This is a genomic window from Methylosinus sp. Ce-a6, from assembly GCF_009811655.1.
GTDB lineage: Bacteria > Pseudomonadota > Alphaproteobacteria > Rhizobiales > Beijerinckiaceae > Methylosinus.
The window spans coordinates 163,817-189,090 of sequence record NZ_BGJX01000004.1; the positions used below are offsets into that span (position 1 = coordinate 163,817).

Annotated in this window: 21 protein-coding genes and 1 pseudogene; 7 read left to right on the plus strand and 15 right to left on the minus strand. The window is 64.2% G+C overall.

Annotated features, from left to right (window positions below; genetic code table 11):
* Positions 1 to 22 precede the first annotated feature (22 nt).
* Positions 23 to 739 carry an HpcH/HpaI aldolase/citrate lyase family protein gene (locus Mspo_RS04490; RefSeq protein WP_201281624.1) on the plus strand — a complete coding sequence of 239 codons (717 nt, stop codon included), beginning with the start codon at positions 23 to 25 and terminating at the stop codon, positions 737 to 739.
* A gap of 8 nt (positions 740 to 747) precedes the next feature.
* Here the strand turns inward: Mspo_RS04490 and Mspo_RS04495 are convergent.
* Positions 748 to 1,074: pseudogene (locus Mspo_RS04495) on the minus strand (helix-turn-helix domain-containing protein); the annotation flags it as partial.
* Between the two features lie 191 nt (positions 1,075 to 1,265).
* On the opposite strand from Mspo_RS04495, the gene Mspo_RS04500 reads away from it, so the two are divergent.
* Positions 1,266 to 2,315: an AI-2E family transporter gene (locus Mspo_RS04500; RefSeq protein ID WP_159727236.1), complete on the plus strand. Its 1,050-nt coding sequence runs from the start codon at positions 1,266 to 1,268 to the stop codon at positions 2,313 to 2,315.
* Between the two features lie 16 nt (positions 2,316 to 2,331).
* Here Mspo_RS04500 and minE read toward each other — a convergent pair whose 3' ends face one another.
* The 3 genes from minE to minC are packed head-to-tail and all read right to left on the minus strand — an operon-like array spanning position 2,332 to position 4,223.
* Complete coding sequence (gene minE, locus Mspo_RS04505; protein WP_159727238.1) at positions 2,332 to 2,613, minus strand: cell division topological specificity factor MinE; 282 nt, start codon at positions 2,611 to 2,613, stop codon at positions 2,332 to 2,334.
* A complete protein-coding gene (minD, locus tag Mspo_RS04510) occupies positions 2,610 to 3,425 on the minus strand; it encodes a septum site-determining protein MinD (RefSeq protein WP_159727240.1) in 816 nt (271 codons plus the stop codon). The genes minE and minD overlap by 4 nt, the downstream gene beginning before the upstream one ends.
* Before the next feature lie 15 nt (positions 3,426 to 3,440).
* Entirely contained in the window at positions 3,441 to 4,223 is a 783-nt protein-coding gene (gene minC, locus Mspo_RS04515; RefSeq protein WP_159727242.1) for a septum site-determining protein MinC, read from the minus strand.
* A 288-nt stretch (positions 4,224 to 4,511) separates the two neighbouring features.
* Here minC and Mspo_RS04520 point away from each other — a divergent pair, with 288 nt between their 5' ends.
* The 4 genes from Mspo_RS04520 (at position 4,512) to Mspo_RS04535 (ending at position 8,318) form a co-directional block, all read left to right on the plus strand.
* Positions 4,512 to 5,438 carry an MBL fold metallo-hydrolase gene (locus Mspo_RS04520; RefSeq protein ID WP_159727244.1) on the plus strand — a complete coding sequence of 309 codons (927 nt, stop codon included), beginning with the start codon at positions 4,512 to 4,514 and terminating at the stop codon, positions 5,436 to 5,438.
* A 12-nt stretch (positions 5,439 to 5,450) separates the two neighbouring features.
* The gene (soxC, locus tag Mspo_RS04525; protein ID WP_159727246.1) at positions 5,451 to 6,725 is read left to right on the plus strand and encodes a sulfite dehydrogenase; all 1,275 of its coding nucleotides are present in this window, start codon (positions 5,451 to 5,453) and stop codon (positions 6,723 to 6,725) included.
* A complete protein-coding gene (locus tag Mspo_RS04530; RefSeq protein WP_159727248.1) occupies positions 6,712 to 7,239 on the plus strand; it encodes a c-type cytochrome in 528 nt (175 codons plus the stop codon). The genes soxC and Mspo_RS04530 overlap by 14 nt, the downstream gene beginning before the upstream one ends.
* A gap of 182 nt (positions 7,240 to 7,421) precedes the next feature.
* Positions 7,422 to 8,318 (plus strand): S-adenosyl-l-methionine hydroxide adenosyltransferase family protein, encoded by an 897-nt coding sequence (locus Mspo_RS04535; RefSeq protein WP_159727250.1) that lies wholly within the window; start codon positions 7,422 to 7,424, stop codon positions 8,316 to 8,318.
* Positions 8,319 to 8,477: 159 nt separating this feature from the next.
* Here the strand turns inward: Mspo_RS04535 and Mspo_RS04540 are convergent, their stop codons facing one another.
* The 10 genes from Mspo_RS04540 to Mspo_RS04585 all read right to left on the minus strand — a co-directional run bounded on the left by Mspo_RS04540 (position 8,478) and on the right by Mspo_RS04585 (position 22,868).
* Positions 8,478 to 9,926 (minus strand): DUF1501 domain-containing protein, encoded by a 1,449-nt coding sequence (locus tag Mspo_RS04540; protein ID WP_201281625.1) that lies wholly within the window; start codon positions 9,924 to 9,926, stop codon positions 8,478 to 8,480.
* A 36-nt stretch (positions 9,927 to 9,962) separates the two neighbouring features.
* The gene (locus Mspo_RS04545) at positions 9,963 to 12,278 is read right to left on the minus strand and encodes a DUF1549 and DUF1553 domain-containing protein (protein WP_159727252.1); all 2,316 of its coding nucleotides are present in this window, start codon (positions 12,276 to 12,278) and stop codon (positions 9,963 to 9,965) included.
* A gap of 504 nt (positions 12,279 to 12,782) precedes the next feature.
* Positions 12,783 to 14,696, minus strand: a complete 1,914-nt coding sequence (locus Mspo_RS04550) for a bifunctional 2',3'-cyclic-nucleotide 2'-phosphodiesterase/3'-nucleotidase (protein WP_159727254.1) — start codon at positions 14,694 to 14,696, stop codon at positions 12,783 to 12,785.
* Between the two features lie 47 nt (positions 14,697 to 14,743).
* Positions 14,744 to 15,355 carry a MotA/TolQ/ExbB proton channel family protein gene (locus Mspo_RS04555; RefSeq protein ID WP_159727256.1) on the minus strand — a complete coding sequence of 204 codons (612 nt, stop codon included), beginning with the start codon at positions 15,353 to 15,355 and terminating at the stop codon, positions 14,744 to 14,746.
* A gap of 2 nt (positions 15,356 to 15,357) precedes the next feature.
* Positions 15,358 to 17,835, minus strand: a complete 2,478-nt coding sequence (locus Mspo_RS04560; protein WP_159727258.1) for a TonB-dependent receptor — start codon at positions 17,833 to 17,835, stop codon at positions 15,358 to 15,360.
* A gap of 19 nt (positions 17,836 to 17,854) precedes the next feature.
* Complete coding sequence (locus Mspo_RS04565; RefSeq protein WP_159727260.1) at positions 17,855 to 18,550, minus strand: hypothetical protein; 696 nt, start codon at positions 18,548 to 18,550, stop codon at positions 17,855 to 17,857.
* Positions 18,550 to 18,957 (minus strand): biopolymer transporter ExbD, encoded by a 408-nt coding sequence (locus Mspo_RS04570; protein ID WP_159727262.1) that lies wholly within the window; start codon positions 18,955 to 18,957, stop codon positions 18,550 to 18,552. Before Mspo_RS04570 ends, Mspo_RS04565 begins: the two co-directional genes overlap by 1 nt.
* Positions 18,958 to 19,345: 388 nt before the next feature.
* Complete coding sequence (locus Mspo_RS04575) at positions 19,346 to 20,764, minus strand: FecR domain-containing protein (protein ID WP_159727264.1); 1,419 nt, start codon at positions 20,762 to 20,764, stop codon at positions 19,346 to 19,348.
* A 6-nt stretch (positions 20,765 to 20,770) separates the two neighbouring features.
* Positions 20,771 to 22,105, minus strand: coding sequence for a tetratricopeptide repeat protein (locus Mspo_RS04580; protein WP_159727266.1), 1,335 nt, complete (start codon positions 22,103 to 22,105; stop codon positions 20,771 to 20,773).
* A 193-nt stretch (positions 22,106 to 22,298) separates the two neighbouring features.
* Positions 22,299 to 22,868 carry a hypothetical protein gene (locus Mspo_RS04585; protein ID WP_159727268.1) on the minus strand — a complete coding sequence of 190 codons (570 nt, stop codon included), beginning with the start codon at positions 22,866 to 22,868 and terminating at the stop codon, positions 22,299 to 22,301.
* A gap of 384 nt (positions 22,869 to 23,252) precedes the next feature.
* Here Mspo_RS04585 and Mspo_RS04590 point away from each other — a divergent pair, with 384 nt between their 5' ends.
* Positions 23,253 to 23,525: a hypothetical protein gene (locus Mspo_RS04590; RefSeq protein ID WP_159727270.1), complete on the plus strand. Its 273-nt coding sequence runs from the start codon at positions 23,253 to 23,255 to the stop codon at positions 23,523 to 23,525.
* Positions 23,526 to 23,612: 87 nt separating this feature from the next.
* Here the strand turns inward: Mspo_RS04590 and Mspo_RS04595 are convergent, their stop codons facing one another.
* Positions 23,613 to 24,950, minus strand: coding sequence for an exopolysaccharide biosynthesis polyprenyl glycosylphosphotransferase (locus Mspo_RS04595; protein WP_244613133.1), 1,338 nt, complete (start codon positions 24,948 to 24,950; stop codon positions 23,613 to 23,615).
* Positions 24,951 to 25,274: the final 324 nt, after the last annotated feature.

Below are 25,274 nucleotides of genomic sequence, written 5' to 3' on the forward strand. Positions count from 1 at the left end.
GCTTTTCGGCCTCATCAATTCGGTGCCGGCGCCGCTGCTCGTCGAAATGCTGGGTTATGCGGGCTACGACTTCGTCGTCATCGATCAGGAGCACGCGGCTCCGAACCCGGAGACGCTCGAGAATCTGATCCGCGCCGCCGAGTGCTCACGGGTGACCCCATTGGTGCGCATGCCTGGCGCGGCCCCGGACGCCATCCTGCGCGCGCTCGACGCCGGCGCGCAGGGCGTGGTCATCCCGCATGTGCGCAATGCCGACGAGGCGCGGACGGCCGTGCGCGCCAGCCGCTACCATCCGTTCGGCGAGCGCGGAATCTCCGGCGGGCGCACGACCGGCTTCGGCAGCTCGGCCCTCCCCGATTACTTCGCGCTCGCCAACGCCGAGATCCTCGTGGCGGTGATGATCGAGGACCGCGAGGGCGTGGGGGCGATCGACGACATCGTCGCGGTCCCCGGCATCGATCTCGTGATCGAGGGAGCGATCGATCTGTCGCAATCTTATGGCGCGCCGGCGCAAGCCCAGCATCCCGACGTCTTGGCCGCCGTGGCTCATGTCGCGGCGCGCTGCCGGGCGGCCGGCGTGCCGTTTTGCGCCGTGCCGCGCGTGGACGGCCAGCTCGAGGCCTGGCTGGAACGGGGTGTTCACACGTTCCTGATCGGCGACGACAGGGGCGTGGCCTTTCGAGCCCTGAAGGCCCACGTCGCAGGATTGCGCCAGCGGGCGGGGACGAGACGCGCATAATGTGTAGCGGGCTGCCTGCGGTCCAGCGCGTGGATCTGGCTCTTCTCGTCGATGGAGACGACGACGGCGTGAGCCGGAGGGTTTAAATCTTCTCCGCGAATTTCAGATCGTTCGAACGCTTGAACGCGCGGATGCGATGCGGCTGGGGCCGATGCTCCTCCCAGAGGCGCCGCACCGTTCCGCAGCGAAATCCCCCCGATCTTCGCCATGGCGCGGCCCGTCCGCTTGCGGGTCTTGTCGCGCAACAGGCCGTCGACGCCTTCTTCGGCATAACGCTGCCGCCAGCGCCAGACCGCCGGACGGCTGAGCCCGGCGCGCCGGGCGACTTGCAGGACAGGTCCCTTGCGGGTGCGGCGCAAACTGCATAACATCGCCAGCGGCGACAGCAATCAACTATTTGATTTTTCAAGGCTTACGCACCCGCCCGTCGCCTCCTGCCCGGCCGTTCGCATCAGAACCGACGACACCATCACGATCCGATTTATTGCGAGAGCTTCGACACGTCCGAACGCAGCACGGAGGCGACATGCAAAATCGACAAATTTTCGGTTTGATCCTGCTCGCCGGCATGATCGGGCTGGGCGCCGTCGTCATCAGCCCGTTCTGGGCGCCGCTCGCCTGGGCCGCCATTCTCGCGCACGCGACCGACGCCGCCTATCGCCGCAGTCTTCGCCTCTGCGGACAGCGGCGCAATCTCGCCGCCGCGATCACGACGATCCTGTTGATCGTCCTCATCGTCGTTCCGGTGTCACTGCTGCTGGTCGATCTGCAGAGCGAACTGGTCGGCGCCTATCGCGACCTCTCGACGAAATACGCCGACGAGCCGCTTGTCCTGCCCGAGACGATCAGGCGCCTGCCGGTGATCGGCGCTCTGCTGAACGACGCATTGAACGACGTCGTGAACAATCCAGAGCTGCGCAAGCAGCAGCTCAACGAATGGCTGGAGCCCTGGATGCGGCAGCTCGCGGGAATCGTCGGCGCGGTCGGCCGCAGCGTCGCGCAATTCGGGGTCACGGCGATCGCATTGTTCTTCTTCTATCGCGACGGCGACCTCATGCTCGAGCAGATCCGCGCCGGAATGCGCAAGGTCGTGGGGGAAACGGCGGATCAATATTTCCGAGCGGTCGAGACGACGTCGAACGCCGTGGTTTCAGGCCTGATCGTCAGCGCGCTGGCGCAAGGGTTCATCGCCGGCCTCGGCTATGCGTTCATCGGCGCCGGGCCGCCCGTTCTGCTCGGCGCGCTGACGGCGCTGACCGCGCTGATCCCCTTCGTCGGAACCGTGGCGATCTGGGGACCGGTCGGCGTCTGGCTGCTTCTCTCCGATCGGATCGGGGCCGGACTGGGATTGCTCGCCTGGGGCGCGCTCATCGTCAATCCGACCGATAATATTCTCAAGCCGCTGCTGATCAGCAGCGCCGCCGATATTCCACTCGTCATCGTCTTTCTCGGCGTGATGGGCGGCCTGCTCACCTTCGGCTTCGTCGGATTGTTTCTCGGCCCGCTCATTCTCGCCGTGCTGCTCGCCGTCTGGCGGGAATGGCTGGAAGCAAAAGCTCCCGAAGCGGAGCGCTGACCCCCGCAGCGGCGCCTCACGCCGCCGCGTCGGAAAGCCCGCCGCGCGCCGAGGCGCTCGTCGAGATCTCGATGTCGATCTCGAGCAGAGACACTTTGTCGCCTTCTCGCAGCTTGATCTCCACTTTCTCCGGGTCGATCTCGATATGTTTGGAGACCGCGGCGAGCACTTCCCTGTGCAAGAGCGCGACGAGATTGGAATTGGAGACCGACGCGCGCTCATGCGCGAGAAGGATTTGCAGGCGCTCGCGGGCGACCGGAGCGGATCCTCGGCGATTGAAGAAATCGAAGAGTTTCATGCCGCCCTCCGACCAAAGAGCCTGACGAGAAGTCCTTTCTTGTCTGACGGGATCTCCATCGGCACCTCCACGCCGCACAGGCGTCGCGCCGCATCGGCGTAAGCGCGCGACGGCGCGCTCACGCCACTGTGAAGCGTGACAGGCGTCCCGACATTCGAGGCGCGCAGAACCTCTTCGCTCTCGGGAATGACGCCGAGCAGCGGGATCGACAGAATTTCCAGCACATCCTCGACGTTCAGCATCTCGCCGCGCGCCGCGCGGCCCGCGTCGTAGCGCGTCAGCAGCAGATGCTTCTCCATGCGTCCGCCATTCTCGGCGATCTCGGTCTTGGCGTCGAGAAGTCCGATGATGCGGTCGGAATCGCGCACGGAAGAGACTTCCGGATTGGCGACGACGACGGCCACATCGGCGAAGCGCATGGCGAGCGTCGCGCCGCGCTCTATGCCGGCCGGGCTGTCGCAGACGATCCAGTCGAAGCGCTCGCGCAATTCGTCGATGACGCGGCGCACGCCGTCTTCGGTCAGAGCGTCCTTGTCCCTGGTCTGGGAGGCCGCGAGCAGATAGAGATTGTCGAGCCGCTTGTCGCGAATGAGCGCCTGATGCAGCTTGGCGTCGCCCTGCGCGACATTGATGAGATCATAGACGACCCGCCGCTCGGCGCCCATGACGAGATCGAGATTGCGCAGACCGACGTCGAAGTCCACGACGGCGACCTTGTGGTTCGACTGAGCGAGCGCCGCGCCGAGCGCCGCGGTCGACGTCGTCTTGCCGACGCCGCCCTTGCCGGAAGTGACGACCAATATTTTGGGCATTTTTTACCGTCCCTCTCAGTCGAGCTTGGTTATTTTGATCGTTTCGTCCTCGAGCCGGGCGTGGACCGCTCGGCCGCGCACCTCGTCTCGAATTTCATCGGCGGTCATGTAGTAACCGCCGACGGCGAGAAGCTCCGCCTCCAGGCGGCGGCAGAAGATGCGTGCGCGCGTTTCGCCATAGGCGCCGGCCATGATGCGCCCGCGCACGGTTCCATAGACATGGACGGAGCCGCCGGCGACGACATCGGCGCCCGAGGAGACCGAGCCGATCACGATCACGTCGCCGTCCGGATGAAAGATCGATTGACCCGAGCGCACCGGCGTTTCCACGACGAGCGGAGAGGCGTTTCTCTCCGGGACCGGATCGACGAGCTGCTCTTCGGCGTTCCCGCCCCCGCCGCCGAGCGTCTGCGCGATCTCCTCGAAAGCCGCCCGCTCGCCCGGCGTCAGTGGCGCGACCTCCTCGTCGCCCGCGGCGACAATATCGGGGGAGATGGAGCGGCCATTGGTGAGAATCGGCGGCAGCTCGTCGCAAGCCCAGGAGGGTTCGACGCCGGTCAATCCCATGATGCGGACGCCGCGCCCGGAAAGCTGATCGACGAGCTCCGCCACACTGTCGCGATCGAGGCCGAGCTTGGCGACGTCGATGACGATCGCCTTACGCGAGAAGAATGCGGGAGAGCGTTCGAGGCAGGCGTCGATCCGCTCGAACCATCCGGCGATCGGCGCCTCCGGCTCGAGCGCCAGCACCGGAAAGGATCGGCCGCGAAAACGAATGTGAGTGGAAGTGTGTGTCAACGTCGGACTCGCTCGAGATGCGGCCTCATTTCACGTCGACATGGTTAACAATGCGTTAAATTACTTAAAGGTAAATGCGGCGCCTTCGGCTTCGAGAAAGTTTGCATGGGCGCCCGGCGCCGACACGAATGCGAGCGCGTAAGTCGGGTCGGGCCGCCTCACTCCCGCGCGGTCTCGATCTCGTCGAGGAGAAAAACCATCCCGACGGAAAAAAGCGCTTGTCCGCGCTACGCCCTCGAGGATATATCTATTTTACTAGTTTATTACTAGATTTATGGAGATCAGCCGATGCGCAAAGTCGCCCGCACCTCCCTCGCCCTCGTTGCGAGCGTTTTCGCTTTCGCGGCGGTTGCGCAACAGCGCCCCGACTTCGGCAAGGTCGAGATCAAGACGACCCGGCTCGCCGATGATTTCTATGTTCTCGAGGGCCAAGGCGGCGCGATCAGCGTGCTGACCGGCCCCGAAGGCGTGCTGCTCGTCGATTCCCAATTCGCCCCCCTCACCGACAAGGTCGTCGAAGCGATCAAGAGGGTTTCGGACAAGCCGATCCGCTTCCTCGTCGACACCCATGTGCATGGCGACCATGTCGGCGGCAATGAGAATTTCGCCAAGCTCGGCGCGCTCGTCTTCGCCCGCGACCAGCTGCGCGCGCGTCTCCAAAATCCGAACCCGGCCCCGGACGGAACGCCGGGCAAGCCCGCCGCCGCCCAGGCTCTGCCGGTGGTGACCTATGACAATCAAGTCACCATCCATCTCAATGGCGAGCATGTGCGCCTGATCCCGATCCGCAACGCCCATACCGACGGCGACACGCTCGTCTATTTTCCCGAGCACGACATTCTCGCGGTCGGCGATTATTTCCGCAGCACGGGCTATCCGGTCGTCGATCTCGACAATGGCGGCACGCTCGCCGGAATCATCGACGGTCTCGGCGCCACGATCGGCCGCGCGGGCCCCAACACCAAGGTGGTCCCCGGCCATGGAGCGATCGTCGACCGCAACGCGCTCATCGCCCAGCGCGATCTGATCGTCGCCGTGCGCGACAAGGTGGCGGGGCTCATCGACCAGGGCAAGACGCTCGAAGAGACGATCGCCGCCAAGCCGACCGCGGAATTCGACTCCAAAGCGCCGAACGCGGAACAGACCTCCGAACGCTTCGTCAAATGGCTCTACGCCGAGGTCAAGGCGGCCAAGACCAAGACGGCCGCGCGCTGACGGTCGAGAGCAATGAAGCGTCGACAGCGGGCGGATCGGCCCAATGAAGAAGAGGCGGCTGGCGCCGGCCTCCTCCACCGAAGAGCGTTCATCGCCGGCGCCGGGGCGCTGGCCGGCGCCGCGACGAGCGGATCGGCCTTCGCCGAGTCGCTGGCCGTCGAGCCCTGGATGACGGGGCCGGGGTCGCCATTCACCGCCTATGGCCAACCCTCGCGCTTCGAGGCCTCCGTGGCGCGCGCCTACGCCAGTCCGCCGAACGCGCCCGGCGCCGGCGCGGCGCGCACGCCTCTGCATCGCCTTCACGGCGTGATCACGCCGAACGGTCTGCATTTCGAGCGCAGCCACAGCGGCGTGCCCGACATCGATCCGGACAAGCATCGTCTGCTGATCCATGGGCTCGTCGCGCGTCCGCTCGTCTTCTCGTTGGAGAGCCTCGCGCGCTATCCGATGGAGTCGCGCATCGCTTTCATCGAATGCGGAGGCAATAGCGCGGCGCTCAATCAGCCTGAACCCGTCAAGGCGAATGTGCAGACGCTGCACGGCCTCCTCTCCTGCGCCGAATGGACCGGCGTGCGCCTGTCGACGCTTCTCGACGAGGTCGGCGTCGATTCCGCAGCGCGCTTCGTACTCGCCGAAGGCGGCGATGCGGCCAGCATGAGCCGCAGCGTTCCGCTCGCCAAGGCGATGGACGACGCGCTGATCGCTCTCTACCAGAATGGCGAGCGCATTCGCCCCTCCAACGGCTATCCTATGCGGCTGCTGCTGCCGGGATATGAGGGCAATATGCAGGTCAAATGGCTGCGTCGGCTGAAGCTCGTCGCCGCGCCGGCGATGACCAAGGACGAGACGTCGAAATATACGCTGCTGCAACCGGACGGAACCGCGTTGCAATTCGTCTTTCCGATGGAGGCGAAATCCGCCATCACCCAGCCCTCTCCCGATGCGGCGCCGCGAGAATTGGGCCTCTATGAAATTTCCGGCCTCGCCTGGTCCGGCGCGGGCCGCATCGTCAAGGTCGAAGTCTCCGCCGACGGCGGGCGCAGCTGGGCGGAAGCGCATTTGCAGGAGCCTGTGCTCTCCAAGGCTCTGACGCGCTTCCGTCTCCCCTGGCGCTGGAGCGGCGGCCCCGCCGTGCTGCAGAGCCGGGCCACAGACGAGACCGGCAATGTGCAGCCGACGCGCGACTCGCTGCTCGCGCGGCGCGGCCCCCGCGCGCTCTATCATTTCAACGCGATCACGAGTTGGGGCGTCGCGCCCGGCGGCGAGGTTTCGCATGTCTATGCGTGAGGCGATCGCCGCGGCGCTGCTGGTCGCTCTCGCGGGCGCGCAAGCGCGCGCCGAGGGGCCGGCCCTCGGACGCGCGGCGAGCGCCGGCGAGATCGCCCTCTTCGACATCAGCGTCGGCCCGGACGGCGTCGGCCTGCCGCCCGGCGCCGGCGCGGCGCGCCAAGGCAGGCTCGTTTATGAAGCCCGCTGCATCGGATGCCATGGCGAGAAGGGCGAAGGCAAGCCCAATGATCGCCTCGTTGGCGGCTTCGGCACGCTGAAGGGCGGGCAGGCGGCGGTGAAGACCATCGGCAGCTATTGGCCCTACGCCACCACCGTGTTCGACTATGTGCGGCGGGCCATGCCCTTCGACGCGCCCAAATCGCTGACCGATGAGGAGGTCTACGCCGTGACCGCCTATCTTCTGCATCTCAACGGGATCGTCGGCGAAGACGTCGTCGTGAATGCGCAGACTCTGCCGAAGATCGAAATGCCGAACCGCGGCGGCTTCACGCTCTACACGCCCGGAAAGTGAGCGACGGCGGCGATTGTGGTCTACAGAGTCGCCGCATTTCGGCGCTCCCCGGCAGTTTCGATGGACATGCGAATGGCTTCGGAAGACGCGCCTCTTCGCCAAGCGCGCCGCGTGCTACGGCCTCGCGCGAATAAGGGCCCCGGATCGAGTGGTTCGGCCCTCCGACAGGAAGAGCAAAATCCATGTATCGCTCGATCGCCCTCGCTCTGCTTTTCTGCCTCTCCTGCGGCGTCGCCATGGCGCGCGCGCCGCTCGTGCTGTTCACGGATTTCGGGACGGCGGACGGCGCCGTCGCGGCGATGAAGGGGGTCGCCTATTCCATCTTGCAGGATCTGCTGGTCGCCGACCTCAGCCATGACGACCCGGGAAGCATTTTCGCCGGCGCCTATCGTCTCTATCAGGCCGAGCCCTATTGGCCGAAAGGATCGGTGTTCGTCGCCGTCGTCGATCCGGGAGTCGGAACGGGGAGGCTCGCCATCGCGCTGGAGACGCTGAGCGGGCGCTTTTTTTTCGCGCCCAATAATGGGCTGCTCACATTCGTCGCCGAGCGCGAGGGCGTGAAGGAGCTGCGCGAGATCGACGAGAGCGTGAACCGCAGGCCCGGCTCCGAAGAGTCGCACACTTTTCACGGCCGCGACATTTTCGTCTACGCCGGCGCGCGACTGGCCGCGGGCGTTCAATCCTTCGAGCAGATCGGACGCAAGCTGTCGCCGGAGGCGCTGATCGCCATTCCCTATCGCGCCGCCGAACGCCGAGGCGATGCGGTCGTCGGCGTTATTCCCGTGCTCGACGCGCATTTCGGGAATGTCTGGTCGAACATTCCGAAAGCCCTGTTCGATGAATTGAAGGTCGCGCTCGGCGACAATGTCCGAGTGCGAATCCGTCATGGCGATCGGCTCGTCGCCGATCTCGTCGCGCCCTATCGGCGCACTTTCGGCGATGCGCCACAGGGGCGGCCGCTCGTCTATGTCAACAGCCTCTTCGACATGGCCGTCGCGCTCAATCTCGCGGATTTCGCCAAGAGCTATGGCGTCGAATCCGGCCCCGACTGGACGATCGACCTCGCGCGCGAACCCTAGGAGCGCATTCGGACAAATCATGTCCGAATGCGCTCGATGGGAACTGACAGCGCCACAAAAGAAACGCCGGACGCATGTCGGCGTCCGGCGCTGTGACGTTTCGAGACGCCCGACCAGGAGACGGTCGGGCGCCTTATCGCTTTCGATCGCCAATCGCCATCAAGCGAGGAGGTCGCCGACGACCTTTCCATAGACGACCGTCGGGCGCTCGGCGCGACCGGCGCGCAGATAGACCGTCTTCAAATGATCGAGGCCGAGCAACTGAAGCACGGTCGCATGGAGATCATAAGTGTCGACCGGATTCTCGACCGTCTTGAGGCCGATCTCGTCGGTGGCGCCATAGGTGAGGCCGTGCTTGAGCCCCCCGCCCGCGAGCCATTGCGTATAGCCCCAGGGATTATGGTCGCGGCCATCGCCGCTCTGGCCGTAGGAAGTGCGGCCGAACTCCGACGTCCACACGACGAGCGTCTCATCCAGCAACCCACGCGCCGCGAGATCGGCGAGGAGACCCGCGATCGGCTTGTCGACCGCGCGCGTATTGGCGGCATGATTCTCCTCGAGCTTGCGATGCGCGTCCCAATTCTTGTTGTCCTCATTGATGCTGTCGACGGGACCGGAGACGACTTGAATGAAGCGCACGCCGCGTTCGACCAGACGACGCGCGCGCAGCAGCGCCGTGCCGTAGTCCTTGGTGGCGTCATTGTCGAGGCCGTAGAGCGCCTTGGTGGCCGCGGTTTCCTTGCCGAGATCGACCGCCTCCGGCGCCGATGTCTCCATGCGATAGGCGAGCTCATAGGAGCGTGTGCGCGCCTGAAGCTCGGTGTCTGCGGGAAGCTCGGAGGATTTGTGCTCGTTGAGCTTGCGCAGCAGATCGAGATTGTCGCGCTGCTGGGCGGCCGCGACGAGCTCCGGCTTGTCGAGATTGAGAATAGGCGAAGCGCCGGGACGGAAGGCCGTGCCCTGAAAGACCGCCGGCAGGAAGCCGGAGCTCCAATTCACCGAGCCGCCGCGCGGCTCCCGCTTGCCGCTATAGAGCACGACGTAAGGCGGCAGATCCGGATTGGCCGAGCCGAGCGCATAAGTGATCCAGGCGCCGAGCGACGGACGGCCGGGAGTCACATCGCCGGTGTTGAGCTTGAGGATCGAAATGTCATGCGTCGCGCCGACCGTGACGCTCGATTTGATGAAAGTGATCTTGTCGCCGTGCTCGGCGAGATTGGGCAGAAGGTCGGAGAACCAGGCGCCGCTCTGACCATGTTGCTTCCACGTTCGCTTGGATGCGAAGAGCTTGCCGGCGCCGCCGGAGGTCGTGACCTGGAGACCTTTGAGGAAGGACTCCGGAACCTCCTGACCGGCGAGGCGGACGAGCACGGGCTTGTAATCATAGAGGTCGAGCGTGCTCGGCGCTCCGTCCATATGCAGCCAGATGACCGATTTCACCTTGGCCGCGAAATGCGGCTCCTTCTTGGCGAGCGGATCGACGAAGGTCGCCGCGGCTTGCGCGAGCGGAACCGAAAATACGCCGCCGCCGGGCATGAAGCCATTCAGCGCCAATCCGCCGAAGCCATATCCGGCGTTGACCAGCCATTCTCGACGCGTCTTGCTCATGATGACAGTCCTTTCCTCGCAAAAGTCACGATTTTTTTAGAAGCGGTAGATGAACTCGTTGGAATTGGCGACCGTATGGACGAGATCGACGAAGGCCGAAGCGCGAATAGGATCGGTCGTCTCGACATCCCTGCCGATCGGAACGGCGATCGAGAACTTCCCGTCCGACGCTCTGCTCGCAATCAGCTTCTCATGCTCGTCGAGGAAGTCTTTCAGGATCGATCTCTCATAGGCGTCGGGATCGCGGGCGAACAAAATCTGATAGAGCCGATCGATGCGCGCGCCCTCGTCCGCTCCGGCTTCGCGGATCACGCGGCCGGCGAGCGTCTGAGACCATTGGAACACGAGGTCATTGTTGACGAGAGTGAGCGCCTGCAGCGGCGTGGTGGTGACGTCGCGCTTGCTGTGCGCCTGTTGCGTGTTGTTGAGGTCGAAGGTCTCGAGCAGCGGATAGGGAACGCTGCGCCGCGCGAAGATATAGAGGCTGCGCCGATTGATCTCATGCGGATCGCTCGACGCCTCCCAGGCCGGGCCGACATTGAGATTGGCGGGCAGCGGCGGAAACACGGCGGGGCCGCCGATCGCCGATTCGAGACGTCCCGAGGCGAGCAGGAAGGAATCGCGAATCTGCTCCGCGTCGAGGCGCTTGCGCGGAAAGACGGCGAGCAGCTTGTTCTCCGGATCGGCGGCCGCGACATCCTCGCGATGCGCCGACGATTGCCGATAGACGCTCGACAAGAGAATCTGGCGATGCAGCTTCTTTATGCTCCAGCCGCCATGCACGAAATAATCGGCGAGATAGTCGAGCAGCTCTGGATTGGTCGGCTTGTCGCCGGCCTTGCCGAAATCGCTGACGGTGCCGACGATCCCCTTGCCGAAATATTCGTTCCACACGCGATTCACGAAGACGCGCGCCGTCAGAGGATTGGTCGGGCCGACGAGCCAATTCGCGAGCGCGGCGCGCCGGCCGGACGAGGTGGCGGTCGGCGCGATGGCCGGCGTCTCGCTATTCGCGAAAGCCTCCGGGAAGGCCGGCTGCACTTCATCGAGCGGACGTTCGCGATTTCCGCCGAACAAGACATAGGTCGGCGGAGAGTCCGAATGTCCGAGCTCGGTCGCCGCGGTGAATGTGTTCGCCCCGCGCGCCGGCTTCAGCTTCTCGAATTTCTTCAATTCATCCGTCAGCTTCCGATATTCGTTCCATCTCGCGACAACTTCCGGCGAGTGGTCCGGGTTCTGCGTGTCATTTGCGACCTCGCGCAGATAATTCGCCAGAGCCTGTTGGTCGGCGACCGTGTCGACGCGATAATTCACCCATCGGTCGAGCGCATTCCACTCGCTCTTCGGCTTGAAGATCGACGCGCGACCATCTGGATTGTAGCGCTCTTTGTAAAAAGAGGTGGCTTTCTCCCGGATCTGCTCGATGATCGCCTTCTGCTTGTCGAGAATATCCTTCGCCGCCGTCTCGTATTTGGCGAGCGCCTTCTCGTATTGGAGCTCCTGCTCGCCTTTGGCGGAAGGAATTTTCTCATCGAAGGCGGTATTGGCGAAAAAGGCCTGGAAAGAGAAATAGTCCTTCTGGGTGATCTTGTCCGACTTGTGATTGTGGCAGCGAGCGCAGCCGATCGTCGCGCCGAGAATCGCCGTGCCGATCGTATCGGCGATATCCGTCGTGATCTGATATTTTCTGCCGAGGAGGTCGCGGGCGTTGGGATTATCCGTATAGCTCGCGAGGAAGCCGGTCGCGACCAGCGCCTTCTGATCGCCGGGCGCGATCTCGTCGGCGGCGATCTGCTCCTGGATGAAGCGCGAATAGGGCTTGTCCTGGTTGAAGGCGTCGACGACATAGTCGCGATAGCGGAAGAAATTGGGCCGCGTCACATCGCCCTGGAAGCCCGCGCTGTCCGCATAGCGCGCGAGATCGAGCCAGCGGCGCGCCTGCCGCTCGCCGTAACGGGGCGAAGCGAGCAGCCTGTCGACGAGCTTCTCATAGGCGTCCGGCGCGGCGTCGTTCACGAAAGCCGCGACATCCTCGGGTTCGGGTATGAGGCCCCAAACGTCCAATGTCGCGCGGCGAATGAAGGCGGCGCGATCGGCGTCCGGCGAGGGAGCGAGCTTGGCGGCTTCAATCTTCGCCAGAATGAATGCGTCGATCGGCGAACGCGCCCATAATTTATGCGCGACCTCCGGGATCTCCGGGCGGCGCACAGGCTGATAGGCCCAGTGCGGGCGCGAACTGCTGGAAGATCGCGCGGGCGACTCCGTCGGCTTGACGTCTTCCGCGACGGCGATGGCGTGCCAGGAGGCGCCGAGCGACAGCGCCAAGATCACTCGTTTCAAAGACTTTTTCATCAAGACGTCCCCAGCGGTAGAGAACGGGCGCCGATTTGGCCTTGGACCAATGATGGCCGCGCCGGCTCCGACCTATTAATTTCCTACTATATAACTATGATTATAGCAAGTCCGCTTTCGCTGCCCCGAGCCGCGTTCATGCGCGACGCGGTTTTCGATCTTCAGAAAAAAGATCGGCATAAAGCCAATATAAAGGCCATTTTTGGAGAATCTGCCGACGATGCCCGCTTGCCGACGCGGCGATGGAATGCGCGGGACAGTTGCTTGCTTAGTCGCGTTATATCAATGTTATCGACCTATAAAATCGATTTTTGTGTCGATCGCGGCAGTTCCGCTTCTCATCGCCCAAGGAGCATAGGCTCGAATGGATCCCGGCTGTTACGCCTTCGACGAGAAATTCTGGTCTGTTGGCGCAATGATTTCGGCTCGGACGCTGCGCGCTGGCGCCGCCGGCGTCGATGTTCTCGAAGCGGCCTTCGTTTGAGCCGCGGCGCCCCTGGCGCTTCAGGTAAGATCGTATTCGTAGCGCGCGTAGCCCGCCTCCTCGCGCGTCGTGGCGCGCAGGCCGGAGGCCTCGGCAAGACGGCGGGTGGCCGCCGGCGCAGCATCGAAGGCGACAGTCACGCGCCGGCCGAGCGGGGCGAAGGACCAAGGCCTCGCATCGGGGATGGCGCCGCCCCGGCGCAGGAAGCGCTCGATGGCGTCGCGATTGGAGTCCGGCGCGCGCAGCACGATATTTCGTCCATCGAGACCGGGAAATTTTCCGCCGCCGTCGGCGCGGTAATTGTTCGTCACGACGATGAACTCCTGCGCAGGGTCGATCGCGCGGCCGTCGTGACGCAGATCGACGATGCGCGCGGCGTCGGAGGACAGGAGACTGCCGTTCGAATCGTAGCGCGCCGGCGCCGAGACGTCGATGCGGTAATCGAGGCCGGCGATGACGTCGAAATGATAGGAAGGCGTGCGGCGATCGATCAGAAGCTGCGGTCCCGCCGCATCGCGATCGACGCGCAGGAATACACGCGCCGCGCATTCCAGCCATTCACGCAGCTGCGCGCCGGTCACGCGCACGGCGACGAGCGTGTTGGGATAGGGGTAGATGTCGGCGACATGACGCAGCGCCACGGCGCCGGCGTCGAGATCGATATAGGCGTCGGGCGTGTAGCCCGCGCGAAACGGCGCGACGGCGGACAGCAGCGGAAGCTTCGCATGTGGCGTGCCTTCGAGCAGCGGGCGCGCATAGGCGATCTGCGCCGCATTGACGAGCGCGCCGACTGGATCGATCCCGATCCAGACGAAATAGGAAAAGAGCGGCCTCGCGATCTCGCCGATCGGCTCGTCGACCCAGCGTCGCGTCGCTTCGTGCTCCGGCGCGACGATTGTCGCGAAGGTGGGATCGGCGTCGGCGAGCGCGACGATTTTTCCGGCCTCCCGCTTGTAGATCGGCCGCGCTTCCGTCTCGAATCGGTCGATGGTCCAACGGTCCCCGTCCCGCGCCAGCGTGAGATCGACGACGCCGAGATGGCTGCCCCAGAACCCCGGCATCACCGCCGGAATCCCCGCGAGCGTCCCGCGCTCGGCGTCGACGCCCTCGACGCCGGCGTAATCGGGTCCGGGAAAAACGCGATGGGCGTGCCCCATCATGATCGCGTCGACGCCGGGAATGGCGGCGATCTGAAGACAGGCGTTCTCGGCGCCGGCCGCGGCGCGGGCGTCGATCCCGGAATGGCAGAGCGCGACCAGAACATCGCATTGCGCGCGCAGAATGGGCACATATCGACGCGCCGCGGCGACCATGTCGCCACAGCGCAGGCGGCCATCGAGATGGGCTTTGTCCCAGATCATGATCTGCGGCGGCGCGAAGCCGATGACGCCGATCCGCAGCTTGCGCGAAACGCCGCCGTCATCCAGGAACTCCCGCGTGAGAACATGGAAGGGCGGCAGAAAGGCCGCGCCGTCGGCGCGTTCGATATTGGCGCCGACATAAGGGAAGGCGGCGCCTGCGAGCGCGCGCTCCAGGAACGCCAATCCGAAGTTGAATTCGTGATTGCCCGGCGTCGCCGCGTCATAGCCCATGCGATTCATCGCACGGAACATCGGATGCGACGCCCCCGGGGCGAGCCCGCCGTCGCGCGCCACATAATCGCCGAGCGGGCTGCCCTGAAGAAGATCGCCATTGTCGAAGAGCAACGCATTTTGCGCTTGCGTGCGCGCCGTCGCGACGAGGCTCGCGATTCTGTTCAGCCCGACGGTCGGGTCGGGACGCGCGTGATAATAGTCCCAGTCCAGCACGAACATGTGCAGGTCTGAGGTCTCCAGCAGGCGCAGATCGACGCGCGGCGCGGCGCGCGCAATGGTCGGAAAGCCCGCGGCGAGCGCGGCGCCGCCGACGAGTAGCTCGCGTCGCGTGATCGACATAGGCCGTTCCCCCCCTCTCGTGCTTTCTCTCTCGGGCTTCGGCGGTCCTATTCGGCCGCGGCCGGCAGCCGGTCGCGCGTCGCGGCGAGCAACACGCTCTTGAAGCCGTCGATGATGACGTCCGCTTGGCGATGCAGAAGATTATGCGCGATGAGTCCGACCAGCGCCGTGCCGATGCCGACCGCCGTGGCGACGAGCGCGGCGGCGATGCCGCGGCTCACCGCCGCCGGATCGGAAACGCCGCCCGACGACAGAGCGTTGAACGTGTCCATGATGCCGAGGATGGTGCCGAGCAGGCCGAGCAGCGGCGCCGCGGTGACGATGGTGTCGAGAATCCACAGGCGCGCGCTGACCTTGGCGTCGACGCGGATGAACAGCGCCGAGGAGAGATCCTCGACGCGGGCGCGCGTGCAGCCGGGCTCGTTCTGCGCGGCGACATATTCGGCGAAGCTGCGGCTCAGCTCGTCGGCGCCGAAAGGCTTCGGCGTCGTCGAGGTTCCGAGCGCATGGGCTTCGATCGCGGCGCTGATCCTGCGAGAGCGCAACGTCAGCAAAGCGTAATAGACGAGCCGCTCGATGAGCACGAAGGCGAGCAGAACGAGACATGCATAGAGTATGTCGATGCAGATCTCGTGAAAGAAAGCGTGATCGATCGGCATGGTCAGAACCCCATGGAGAAGGTCGCTGTCGCCGAGAAGCCCTGGCCGACGTAATAGGTGGGCGCGCTGGTCGGTATGACTCTGCCGTAGCGGCCGATCGTCGGCAGGGCATTGGCCTGGACGCCGTTAATGCCCGAAAGCGAATGGGTGCTGGTGATATTGTAGAAATTCACGCGCAGCTCCGGACGCTTGCCGAATGCGATGTCGTCGAAGCGATAGCCGATCGCCGCGTCGAGCCGGCCATAGGCCGGGATCGACTCGTCATTGGTGAGCGTCGAATATTGCCTGCTGATGACCTTGAAGCCGAAATTGCCGAACAGATGATCGTCGTCATAGTCGAGGCCCAAGGCGCCCGTCCATTGCGGCGCGCGCGGCAGGTGCTTGCCCTTCGTCGGAAGAATGTCCGCGACCGAGGGAACGCCCGCGCCGACCGGCGCCGCCGCCGTCGTGGACAGGTCGTCGAGCAGGCGCGTCTGCAGATAATTGGCCGACACATAGGGACGGAAATTATAGATGCGCCGCGTTCCCGCCTCGAAGGAGACGCCCCAGAGCTCGACCGCGCCGGAGTTGATCGTCGTCGATTGCGACGCGGTGGAGCCGGGGAAGATCGCGAAGGTCGAGACCTGGCGGTTGACGTAACGCGCGCCATAGAGCGCGAGCGCCGTGGCGAAATCCTTGCCCTGGTAGCGATGGCCGACCTCGACCGTGACGCTCTGCTCGGGCGCGAGCCGATTGAAGGGCGTGATGCGGCCGTTGGAGTTCGAGGCGAAGTCGGCCAGCGCGAAATTGGACGTCGCTTTGAACGATGTGCCGACCGAGGCGTAGATCTGATGATCGTCGAAGAAGCGATAGCGGAAGCCGGCCTGCGGCAGAGCGACGAGATCGCTCTGCGTGACGAGCGGCGTGACGCCGGGCAGGAAATTATAGACGGAGCGATGGATCGAGGCGATTTTCACGCCCGATTCGATCGAGAGCTTGTCGTCGAGCAGCGACCAATTATCGCCGACGAAGCCCATATTGGTGACGGTCTGCGTGAGCTGGTCGCGACGCTGCAGCGTTCCGACGCCGGGCAGCGAGATCGCGCCGGAATCGAGATAGGGATCGACGACGCCGCCGCTCGCATTGAGAAACGCATAGGGCGCGGTCTGACGGTGGTCGGCGTATTCGAACCAGTAGCCCAATTGCAGCTTGTGATTTTCGAATTCGAAAGTGAGCTTGTTGATGAGGCCGGGCCGCAGCGTCTCGGTGACGGAAGGGTTGTAGAGGAGGCCGCGATCATTGGCGATCACCGCGCCATTGCCATTGTAATCCGCCGCGCCGACGTTGAAGCGACCATAGAAGAAGTTATTCTCCGTCGCGCTGGCCGTGCCGCCGCCATTGCCATAGCCGTACCAGAAATAGGGGATGGCGTCATAAGTGATGTTGCTGTCGATGGCGAAGGTCGACGGCGCGCTGACGATGAGGTTCTTGAACGGATTGATGCGCAGCTTGTAATAGAGGCCCGCTTGATTGGCGGTGCGGTTCCAGCTCGCCGGCGGCGAGGCCGCGGGGGGAGCAAAGAAGCTCAGGGGAAGCGCGGAATTGAAGCCCGCGGATTTCTCGCCCAGCACATTGTAGGAGCCGAGCGTCGGGTTCTGATAGAAATTGTTCAGCGCGTCATTGTAGATCACCGACAGGCTGACGCGATTGCCTTGGCCCGGCTCCCATACGCCTTTGAACTCGACATTGTGCCGGTTGTTCGCGCCGGGGCCGACCCAGTGATTCTCGCTGTAATGCGAATAGGACAGATAGGAACGGAAATCGCCGATCTGGCCGGTCTCGACACGCGCGAACTCTCTGCCGAGATTATGCATGCCGTAGGAGAAATCGACGAAGCCGCTGCGGCGCTTCGAGGGGTCGCGCATATAGATGTTGATGACGCCGCCCGAGGCGCCGATATGGGGGCTGTCGAGATCGGGCGAACCTTGCGCGATGGAGATCTGCTCTATGTTCTCGCTGTCGAGATATTCCTGCGGGAACAGCGCGTAATTGCCGGAGTCGTTGACCGGCATGCCTTCGATGGTGAGGCCGATCTGATCGCTGTTGAAGCCGCGTATGGTGATGTTGCCGCCATTGAGGCCGGAATTGTCCGGGCTCGCTACGTTGACGCCCGGCAGCATGTTGATGAGCTGATAGGGGTTGGCGGTCGGCGACATTTTCGCGATGGCGTCGCGCGTCACCGTGGAGCGCGATTTGACCGCCTCCTCCTCGATCATGAAACCGCCGCCGAGATCATTGCGCGTGACGCCGTCCGGCGCCGGCTCCGCGGCGCCATTGCCGTAAATGTCCACGCGGCCGAAATCCGTCGGCGCTGCGGTGAGGCCGCTCTGCGAGCGGCTGTCATGCGCGGGCTTTTGTGGCGGCGGCGCCGATTGCGCGACGGCGAGAGTCGGCGTCGAGGCGCCGGCGAGCAGGGCGAGCGTAAGGACACGGAACTTCATCGGAAGACCTCTGTTGCGACTATCTCGGGTGGAAGACGACGACGCCGCTGAGCGCGCCCCCGCCCGCGGCGGAAGCGCAGGCGATGGCGCGCGAACGCGCCGCGGCGTCGAGGATGGCGGAACCTGAACTGCGGGTGACGGAGGCCGCGCCGCCCGAGACCGCTATGCCGACGGAGCCCGACGGCTTCTGCAGCCGCGCGTCCTTGGACGTCGGATAGGGCGCTCCGGCGAGACAGGCGCGAAAGGCGGAGACATTGCCGGAAGCGCGGGACGCTCGCTCGGCCGCGGCGGCTTCGCCCCGCCGCGCGGCGGCCGGCTTCTCGCGCGCTTCTCGTTTCGAGTCGGCCTTGGAGTAGTCGCTGCGCTCCCTGCGCGGACGTTCTTCGGTTTTCGGCTTTTCGGGCTTTTGCGGCTTCGGTCGTGCGGCGACGGGCGCGGGCGCGTCGCTCGGCGGCGGCGTGTCCTCCAGGACTTCCGGCTGCGGCGCTTCGATCGGCGTTTCCTGCAGCGGCTCGGGCGGCGGGAGCTCGGACGCTTCCGCCTCGACAGGCAGATCGAGCGCGATCTCCGTCGTCTGCGCGCCTGGATCGGCCGGCGAGACCAGAGTCGTTCGAGGCGCCATCGTCAGCGCCAGAGCGAGCAGCGTCAAAGCCCCGGCGAGGCCGGCGGCGTTGCTCGCGACATCGAGCCGGTCCATCGCTTGTCCCGGCCGCACTATTTCGGCCTCGTGACGATGGAGGCGCTCGCGACCTTCGCCGCCTTCAGCGCGTCCAGAACGGAGACGAGATTTTGAAGTTCCGCGCCTTCGTCGCCGCTGATGACCACGGCGAGCGGCTTGTCCTCGGTGGACAGACCGCGCAGGCGCTCGGCGAGCTCGGCGAGCGGGATCGGCTTGCCGTCGAGATAGGTCTCGCCGGCGCGATCGATGCCGATCGTCACACGTGTGCGCTCGACGACCTTGTCCGGATGAGCAGAGCTCGGCGGCGTGACTTTGAGCCCGAGCGCCGGAAGCACATTGATGCTGATCAATACGAAGAAGACCAGCAGGAACATCATCACGTCGATCATCGGAATGATTTCGATGCGCGCGTGTCTTTCGCGGCGCTCCGGCCAATTCCGCATCGACAAATCCCCTAGGTAGAAATCGACTTCGAACTACCCATAGGAGAGTGTCTGATTCATATTGATGACTGTAGTAGTCTCCTAAAATTCATAAATCCGACGTTTTTCCGCCTTATTCGAACGCGAACTCAACATTGCCTAGGGATAGGCACGTAAGTATCGATTGTTGCGCTTTTGCCACAGGCGCCGAGAAATCGAGTCCGCGCTCGCGTCAGGCTCGACGACGATCGATCGGCTCGCTCGAGCCGATCGAGAGGCTGACGCCGCGGATCGACAATAGATAATCCGGCAGCTCAATTCGCGCCGCTTTTACGGGCTCACGATTGCGCGCGCGAGGGCTCGGAAACGCCGTCGGTGGATCGGCGTCCGAATGCGAGCCCACATCGGCTCATGGATAAGAGAAGCTGAAGCTCTCGGTGAAGCCGTTCGGCAGGCTGAAGAAGGAGCTCGTCGAGGTGGCCGGCGGATCGAGAACGATGCCTGACGCATTGACGAAATTGAGCGTGTCGCTGCCGTTGATGCTGAATGACGTCGGAGCGCCATTCCCCGACGCCACGCCGGACCAGTTCAGATTTTCGCTGACCACCAGATTATAGGTATTGGTCTGCGCGGCGCCTCCGCCTACGGGGTAATAGACGACTGTCGCAGGGATCGCCCCGCTGAAGGTCGCGGAATTCTGCCCCGCCGTGTAATGGATGCTCTCGGCGTTCACGGCCAGGGTAATCAGGAAATAGCCGTATCCGGGGAAAGTCGCTTGGAGCGTGATGCTCGAAGCGGCGCCCGAAATGCTCTGCGAGACGATCGTCGGCGTCACGCAGCTCCATACGCAAAACCCATGCGAGAACAGCGCGCCCACGGCGCCGCTAACGGGATTGGAGAGATCGACGGCGATTCCGGAATAAGCCGATCCATGGTCCGACGCGACGGCGTCCCGCGCCGCGACGACCGCCGCGAGCGTCTGCTGCGTCTGCGTCGCGACCGTCTGATTATTCGTCTGGGCGCGGCTCTGCGCTATTCCGGCGCCGCCCCAATGAGCGCCGATCGCCCCGAGTCCGGCCCAAGGATTGCGGTCGGGCGCGCGTATATTGCCGAGACGCGCGAGCGCTTGCGCGCCATTCGGCAGGGCTGCGGCGCTCACGCCGCCCGTCTGGCCCGGCAGGCTGGCAAATTGCCGGTCGAATCCTTCGATCGCCCCCTCTCCCGCCGGCGCGGGATCGGAAATGTCTCCGCCTTCCGAGCCGACCGACACGCCAAAGCCCGGCCGGGTCAACACTTGCCTTCGACCCTTCGCCGTGACGATGGCGGCGGCGCCGTTCAGCAGGATGATCTGATCGCATCCGCCCGGCGGCCGCGCGATGTCGCCGCATTCGGCGCCGCCGACGCGGACCAGCACCATGCCGCCGCGCACGCCGATCGTCGCCGAGGGCGTCTTGATTTCCATGCCGGCGCCATGGCTCACCTCGCCCCCGATGAAACGCAGCGCCCCCTTGGTGATCGACAGGCTCTGCTTGCCGGCGCCTGCCGCGGCGTCGTAGACGAAACGGTCGATCGTCACCGAGCTGTTGGCCCCGACGCCGAGCGTCGATTTGTCGAGAAAGACGATCTGCGCTCTGCCGTCAGCCTTGGTCTCGATCCGCTCGCGGTCGACGACGCCGGCGCCGAGCGCCAGTCCCTTGGGCGCGCCGCCGGGCGGCGTTCCCTGCGCCGACTGGTTGACCGCCCCGACATTGCCGACGACATCGGCGCGGAGGTCCGGCGCGCCGAGGCAAAAGAGCGCGAGCAGCGCGACGGAGGGCAGATTTCGCATAGCCTCCTAGAACCTCGCGGTCGGCCCGAACGTCAAAGAGACGTTCTGCATTTTGAAGCTCGAAATATTCGAATCGTTGCGCAGGAATTCGAGATGGCCCGAAACTCCCAATTGCGCCGTGATGGGCGCGTCCAGCGCGAGGCCATAGACCCAGGCGTCGTCGCGCCTCGCGCGGAAAGGGTCGAGCACGGGATTAGCGATGTCGAAAGCGATCTGCGTGAAGCGCGCATAAGGCGCGATGGTCCAGCGCCGCGGCATCTCGGCGAGCGGAGGATCGACCTCCACGCGCAACATCGCCTGCACATCGAATTGACTCGTCGCCTGCGTCGCGACATAGGCCTCGGCGCGCGAGAAGGCGGCGCGTCCTTCGAGCCGGATATTGTCGAAAATGCGCAGACTGCCGCCGAGCGAGCCGGTGAACACGTCGCCGGTCGCGATCGTCGCCACCGTTTGCGTGTTGCTTCCGGGCGACGAAGCCGAATTGACCCAGAGCCGCGTCCATTCGAAGCCCGGCTCCAACACCAGCCGGCCGCCGAAGGTCTGTCTCAGGCTGACGCCGGCGCTGCCGGTGTTGAGATAGTTCAGATTGCCGACGAGCGAAGCCGAGCCGGCGACATAGGGTTTCACCGTGAGGCCGGGGGCGATTTCCGCGAGGCCCAGGCGCGGCCCGACCGAGACGGAGAACAAAGCGACATTATATTGCGGCAGCGCGAATTGCTGCGTCGCATAGGCCAGTCCTCGCGTTTCGATCACATCGCCGCGCTGGTTCTGAAGATCATAGTCATGCGTGATCTGCGCATGCTCGAATGTGTTGGCGTCGGATTGACGTCCCGTCACCCCGCCCAGCGTCTGCACGCCGCCGACATCATAGAGACCGCTCGAGGGCAAATAGGCCGCGTTGGACTGCGTCCTCACGCCGATCTGCAGGCTCCCCGAAAAGCGGCTGGCTTTCGTCTGCATCTCCAGATCGGGAAGCTGCGCCTCGATCCGCGCCTTCTGCGCGGCGTCGAGATCGGGCGATTTCAGCGCGGCGCGCAGATTGAACACGGCGCTCTGGTAAGCTCCGATCCGGGCGTAGAGGAAGCCCAGCTGTTCGCGCGCGCGCCCGAGTTCGGGATTGTACATGAGAAGCCGCTCGAGCGCGCCGATCGCCGCTTCGTCATGCAACTCGGTCGCGAGCCGAATATAGGCGTAGGTCTGCTCGTAATCGCTCGGATGGGTCCGGACATGAGCGGCCAGACGCTCGAGCTCGGCATTCGGCTCGGATTGCGCCGAGGCGCCCGCCGTCCCGAACAGGACCCAGGCAGCAAGGGCCAGCGCGCTGATTTTTTTCTCTTTCACCGACCCGAGTCCCGACGTGCAAGCCGCAAAGTTTCCAATCGATGTCCGTACCTTTGCTTAAATCCGACTTTTTCGAGACGCCGTCAAGCTCGCGACGCCGACAAAGCGCGCAGGCAAGCTCCATGGCGCCGATATTTCGAAGCAAAACCCCAGTCGGCCGAAGACGCGAGCGTTTGTCGAGCGCAGAACGCCGTCACGTCGGCGCGTCGGGCACGCCGTGGACATGCACATCGCGGCCGGAATGCTTCGTGAGTATCGCGACGGCGCGCTTCTCATGAACTTCGTCCCGCGTGCGCGCCCAAAGCAAAATCCCGCCGCGATCGAGTTGTTCTTGCAGATATTGCGCATGATGTTCGCCGATCAACTTGGCGAACAAGGCGCCGATGAGGCCGCCGCCGCCGCCGGCGATCGCCGCGGCGGCGAGCGCGGCCGCCATCGTCCCCCCGCTGGCGAAAATGAGCCCGGCGGCGCCGATCGCGCCGATATAGCCGAGACCGCCGACCAGCGCGCCCTGGGCCTCGCCTATCGACTCTGGCGAGATGTAGGCCGCGCGGGGAACATCGACATTATCCTCGAGATCCGCGGCCTTACGGTAGACATGACCGAGCTTTTCCTCGACCGCATGTTCGCTCGCCATCAGGCTTATGTCCGCGAGGTCGAAGCCGGACACCTGCAAATCGTCGATCGCCTCCTGGAGCGTCTCGGCGGTGTCGAACACGCCGACCGCTTCGCGAACTTCGCTGATCTCGTCGCCGGACCCCATGTGCCTGTCTCCTCGTCTCTCGGATTCGATCGTGTCGTTCGGCAGATCGCGCGATACGGATCGTCGCTGGCGATCGGGCCGCGTCGATGCGCCGGCTCGGCTGAATGTGGAAGTCGACGAGCGGAAACAATGCCGTCATTCCCGACGCCTGGCCGGACTTCGGCAGAGCGCCAGAATCACAGATATCGTCGCGCGCCAATGCTTCAATACACAGCCGGCCTCGAACGCGACGGTGAAGGCCCTTGCCGCCCATTGAAAGGGCGGCCTTTTTTCATCGCGCGAGCGTCCTGCGCCGAAACCCGCGGGATCGCACGCGCCCCGTTTCTTGCATGAGCCGCTCGACGCCGCAGACGACGGCGGCGTAAGCGCGAGAGGAGAGCGGAATTGGCCGATGCGCCCGAATTCACCCGAAATCGCCCGAAGACGGTCGGCGATCTGATCGAGGAGCTACAAAAGCTTCCCGCCGCGGCGCGCGTCATGGTCCATGGCGAGGAGGACAGTCTCTATGATTGCGGCGCGCCGATGATCGAGCTGGTGATGCTGAACCGATATCCCGACAGCAAAGACCATCTCGGTCCGCATCGACTGTCGAGCGGCATGGACGCCGACAAGGCGGTCGGCGTCGTGGTCATCAAGGATTCGATCAGAGAATTCTGACCGGCGCCGAGACGGCTCCAGAGCCCGCCGCCCTCGCGCCGCCGCAGGTCGCGGCGCATTATCGCACCGGCCGTGCGCCTCTGACGGTCAATATGCTCGAGAATCGTGAAGCACCATCGTCATGGTTCGAAATATGATGCCGACGTCCAGCCACAACGTCCAATTATAGATGTAATAGAGATCGTAATCCACCCGGTTCCGGAGCTTGTCCAGAGTGTCGAGCTCGCCGCGAAACCCATGAACCTGCGCCCAGCCCGTCATTCCCGGCTTCACCCTGTGGCGCACGGCATAGTAGTCGACGAGCTCCTCGAGATTTCGACCCTCGGTCTTCGTCGACAAAGCGTGCGGACGCGGGCCGACGATCGACATGTCGCCCTGGATCACATTGAACAATTGAGGCAACTCATCGATGCTCAGACGCCGGATCCAGCGCCCGACGCGCGTCACTCTCGGATCGGCTCGGCTGGTTTGAATCGAAGCGTGCGGATCGGTTTTCTCGACGAACATGGAGCGGAACTTCCACAACTCGAATATTCGGCCATTGAAGCCGACGCGACTTTGCCGGAAGAAGACCGGACCTTGCGTGTCGATCTTGATCGCGAGAGCCGTCAGCGCCATCAAAGGCGCGAGAAGGACCAGAGCGCAGCTCGCGAGAATAAGGTCCTCGAGCCGCTTGAACCATAGGCTCCAACCGTGAATCGGCTCTTCCATGCCGCAGAAGGAGACGCGACCGCCGAATTTGGCGACGCCGACAACATTGTTGAGAATGCGACGATCGGCGGGCAGAACGAACACTCGGGCCGACAGATGCCGTAGCAGATCGAGATTGCGCAGAACCGTTGGAATTTTGTCCCAAGGAGCCGCGAGATACACATGGTCGATCTCATCCTGAACGATCCGGTCCGATAATTCGGCGAGCTCCCCCAGATCGTCGAATTCGGCTTGTCCGACGACGAACTCCTCATCGCGGGTCTGGCGCTCGATCTCGCGCGGACGCAGCGGCTCGCAGAATACGCCGACCGACAGAGCGCGATAGACGAACGCTCTCTCGGCGAGCGACCGCCGCAAGCGCGTCAACACCACTCCCCGCACGGCGACGGCGAGGATGACGCAGATCCCAGCCCAGGTGAAGAACCAGAGCCGGGAATAGCTCTCCGCGGATTTCGTCGCCGCGGCGATGCAGATCATGAAAGCGAAAGCGCACATGAAAGACAAGAAAGCGCGCCGCAGCACATGTCGGCGGTCCAAGACGGTCGATATTCGATAGACCTCGAAGATATGCGCCAATCCGAGTTGCAGGACAGCGACGAAAATCATCGCCCAAATCTGCCATTCCGGCAGGGACCAGGCGGACGCCGGACTCGTCGGCCCGACAAGGCCGACACATGCGAACCCGACCGCGACGATCGCGACTGTGTCGAACACCAGGAATCCAGCGGCGAAATTATACGGAGAAACTCTAGTCGACTTGCGCGTCGATCGGCGCGGCCAGGCGACATCCCGCACGTCGCAAAAATCCAACCCCATACTCATCAACCCCAAAAATATAACTCGAGTAATTTTATCTAAACTTTTCGTTAAAGCAAGCCTCTGACGACGGCCGGCGACTCGCGTTTACCGCATCGGCGCAAAGCAGCGTCGGTCTAACGGCGCCGCAAAGCCCCGTCTTTCGTATCGGCGGCCGGCGCGACGCGCCCCGACGTTCCGCGATCGATTCGCAACACGCCATCGGTCGCATGCAGCCCGCGC

What these genes read in the sequence shown, in the direction of transcription:
- Mspo_RS04500 (WP_159727236.1), top strand. Translation starts at nt 1,266, where the DNA reads ATGCAAAATCGACAAATTTTCGGTTTGATCCTGCTCGCCGGCATGATC.
- minE (WP_159727238.1), bottom strand. Translation starts at nt 2,613, where the DNA reads ATGAAACTCTTCGATTTCTTCAATCGCCGAGGATCCGCTCCGGTCGCC.
- minD (WP_159727240.1), bottom strand. Translation starts at nt 3,425, where the DNA reads ATGCCCAAAATATTGGTCGTCACTTCCGGCAAGGGCGGCGTCGGCAAG.
- Mspo_RS04520 (WP_159727244.1), top strand. Translation starts at nt 4,512, where the DNA reads ATGCGCAAAGTCGCCCGCACCTCCCTCGCCCTCGTTGCGAGCGTTTTC.
- soxC (WP_159727246.1), top strand. Translation starts at nt 5,451, where the DNA reads ATGAAGCGTCGACAGCGGGCGGATCGGCCCAATGAAGAAGAGGCGGCT.
- Mspo_RS04530 (WP_159727248.1), top strand. Translation starts at nt 6,712, where the DNA reads ATGTCTATGCGTGAGGCGATCGCCGCGGCGCTGCTGGTCGCTCTCGCG.
- Mspo_RS04535 (WP_159727250.1), top strand. Translation starts at nt 7,422, where the DNA reads ATGTATCGCTCGATCGCCCTCGCTCTGCTTTTCTGCCTCTCCTGCGGC.
- Mspo_RS04540 (WP_201281625.1), bottom strand. Translation starts at nt 9,926, where the DNA reads ATGAGCAAGACGCGTCGAGAATGGCTGGTCAACGCCGGATATGGCTTC.
- Mspo_RS04545 (WP_159727252.1), bottom strand. Translation starts at nt 12,278, where the DNA reads ATGAAAAAGTCTTTGAAACGAGTGATCTTGGCGCTGTCGCTCGGCGCC.
- Mspo_RS04550 (WP_159727254.1), bottom strand. Translation starts at nt 14,696, where the DNA reads ATGTCGATCACGCGACGCGAGCTACTCGTCGGCGGCGCCGCGCTCGCC.
- Mspo_RS04555 (WP_159727256.1), bottom strand. Translation starts at nt 15,355, where the DNA reads ATGCCGATCGATCACGCTTTCTTTCACGAGATCTGCATCGACATACTC.
- Mspo_RS04560 (WP_159727258.1), bottom strand. Translation starts at nt 17,835, where the DNA reads ATGAAGTTCCGTGTCCTTACGCTCGCCCTGCTCGCCGGCGCCTCGACG.
- Mspo_RS04570 (WP_159727262.1), bottom strand. Translation starts at nt 18,957, where the DNA reads ATGCGGAATTGGCCGGAGCGCCGCGAAAGACACGCGCGCATCGAAATC.
- Mspo_RS04575 (WP_159727264.1), bottom strand. Translation starts at nt 20,764, where the DNA reads ATGCGAAATCTGCCCTCCGTCGCGCTGCTCGCGCTCTTTTGCCTCGGC.
- Mspo_RS04585 (WP_159727268.1), bottom strand. Translation starts at nt 22,868, where the DNA reads ATGGGGTCCGGCGACGAGATCAGCGAAGTTCGCGAAGCGGTCGGCGTG.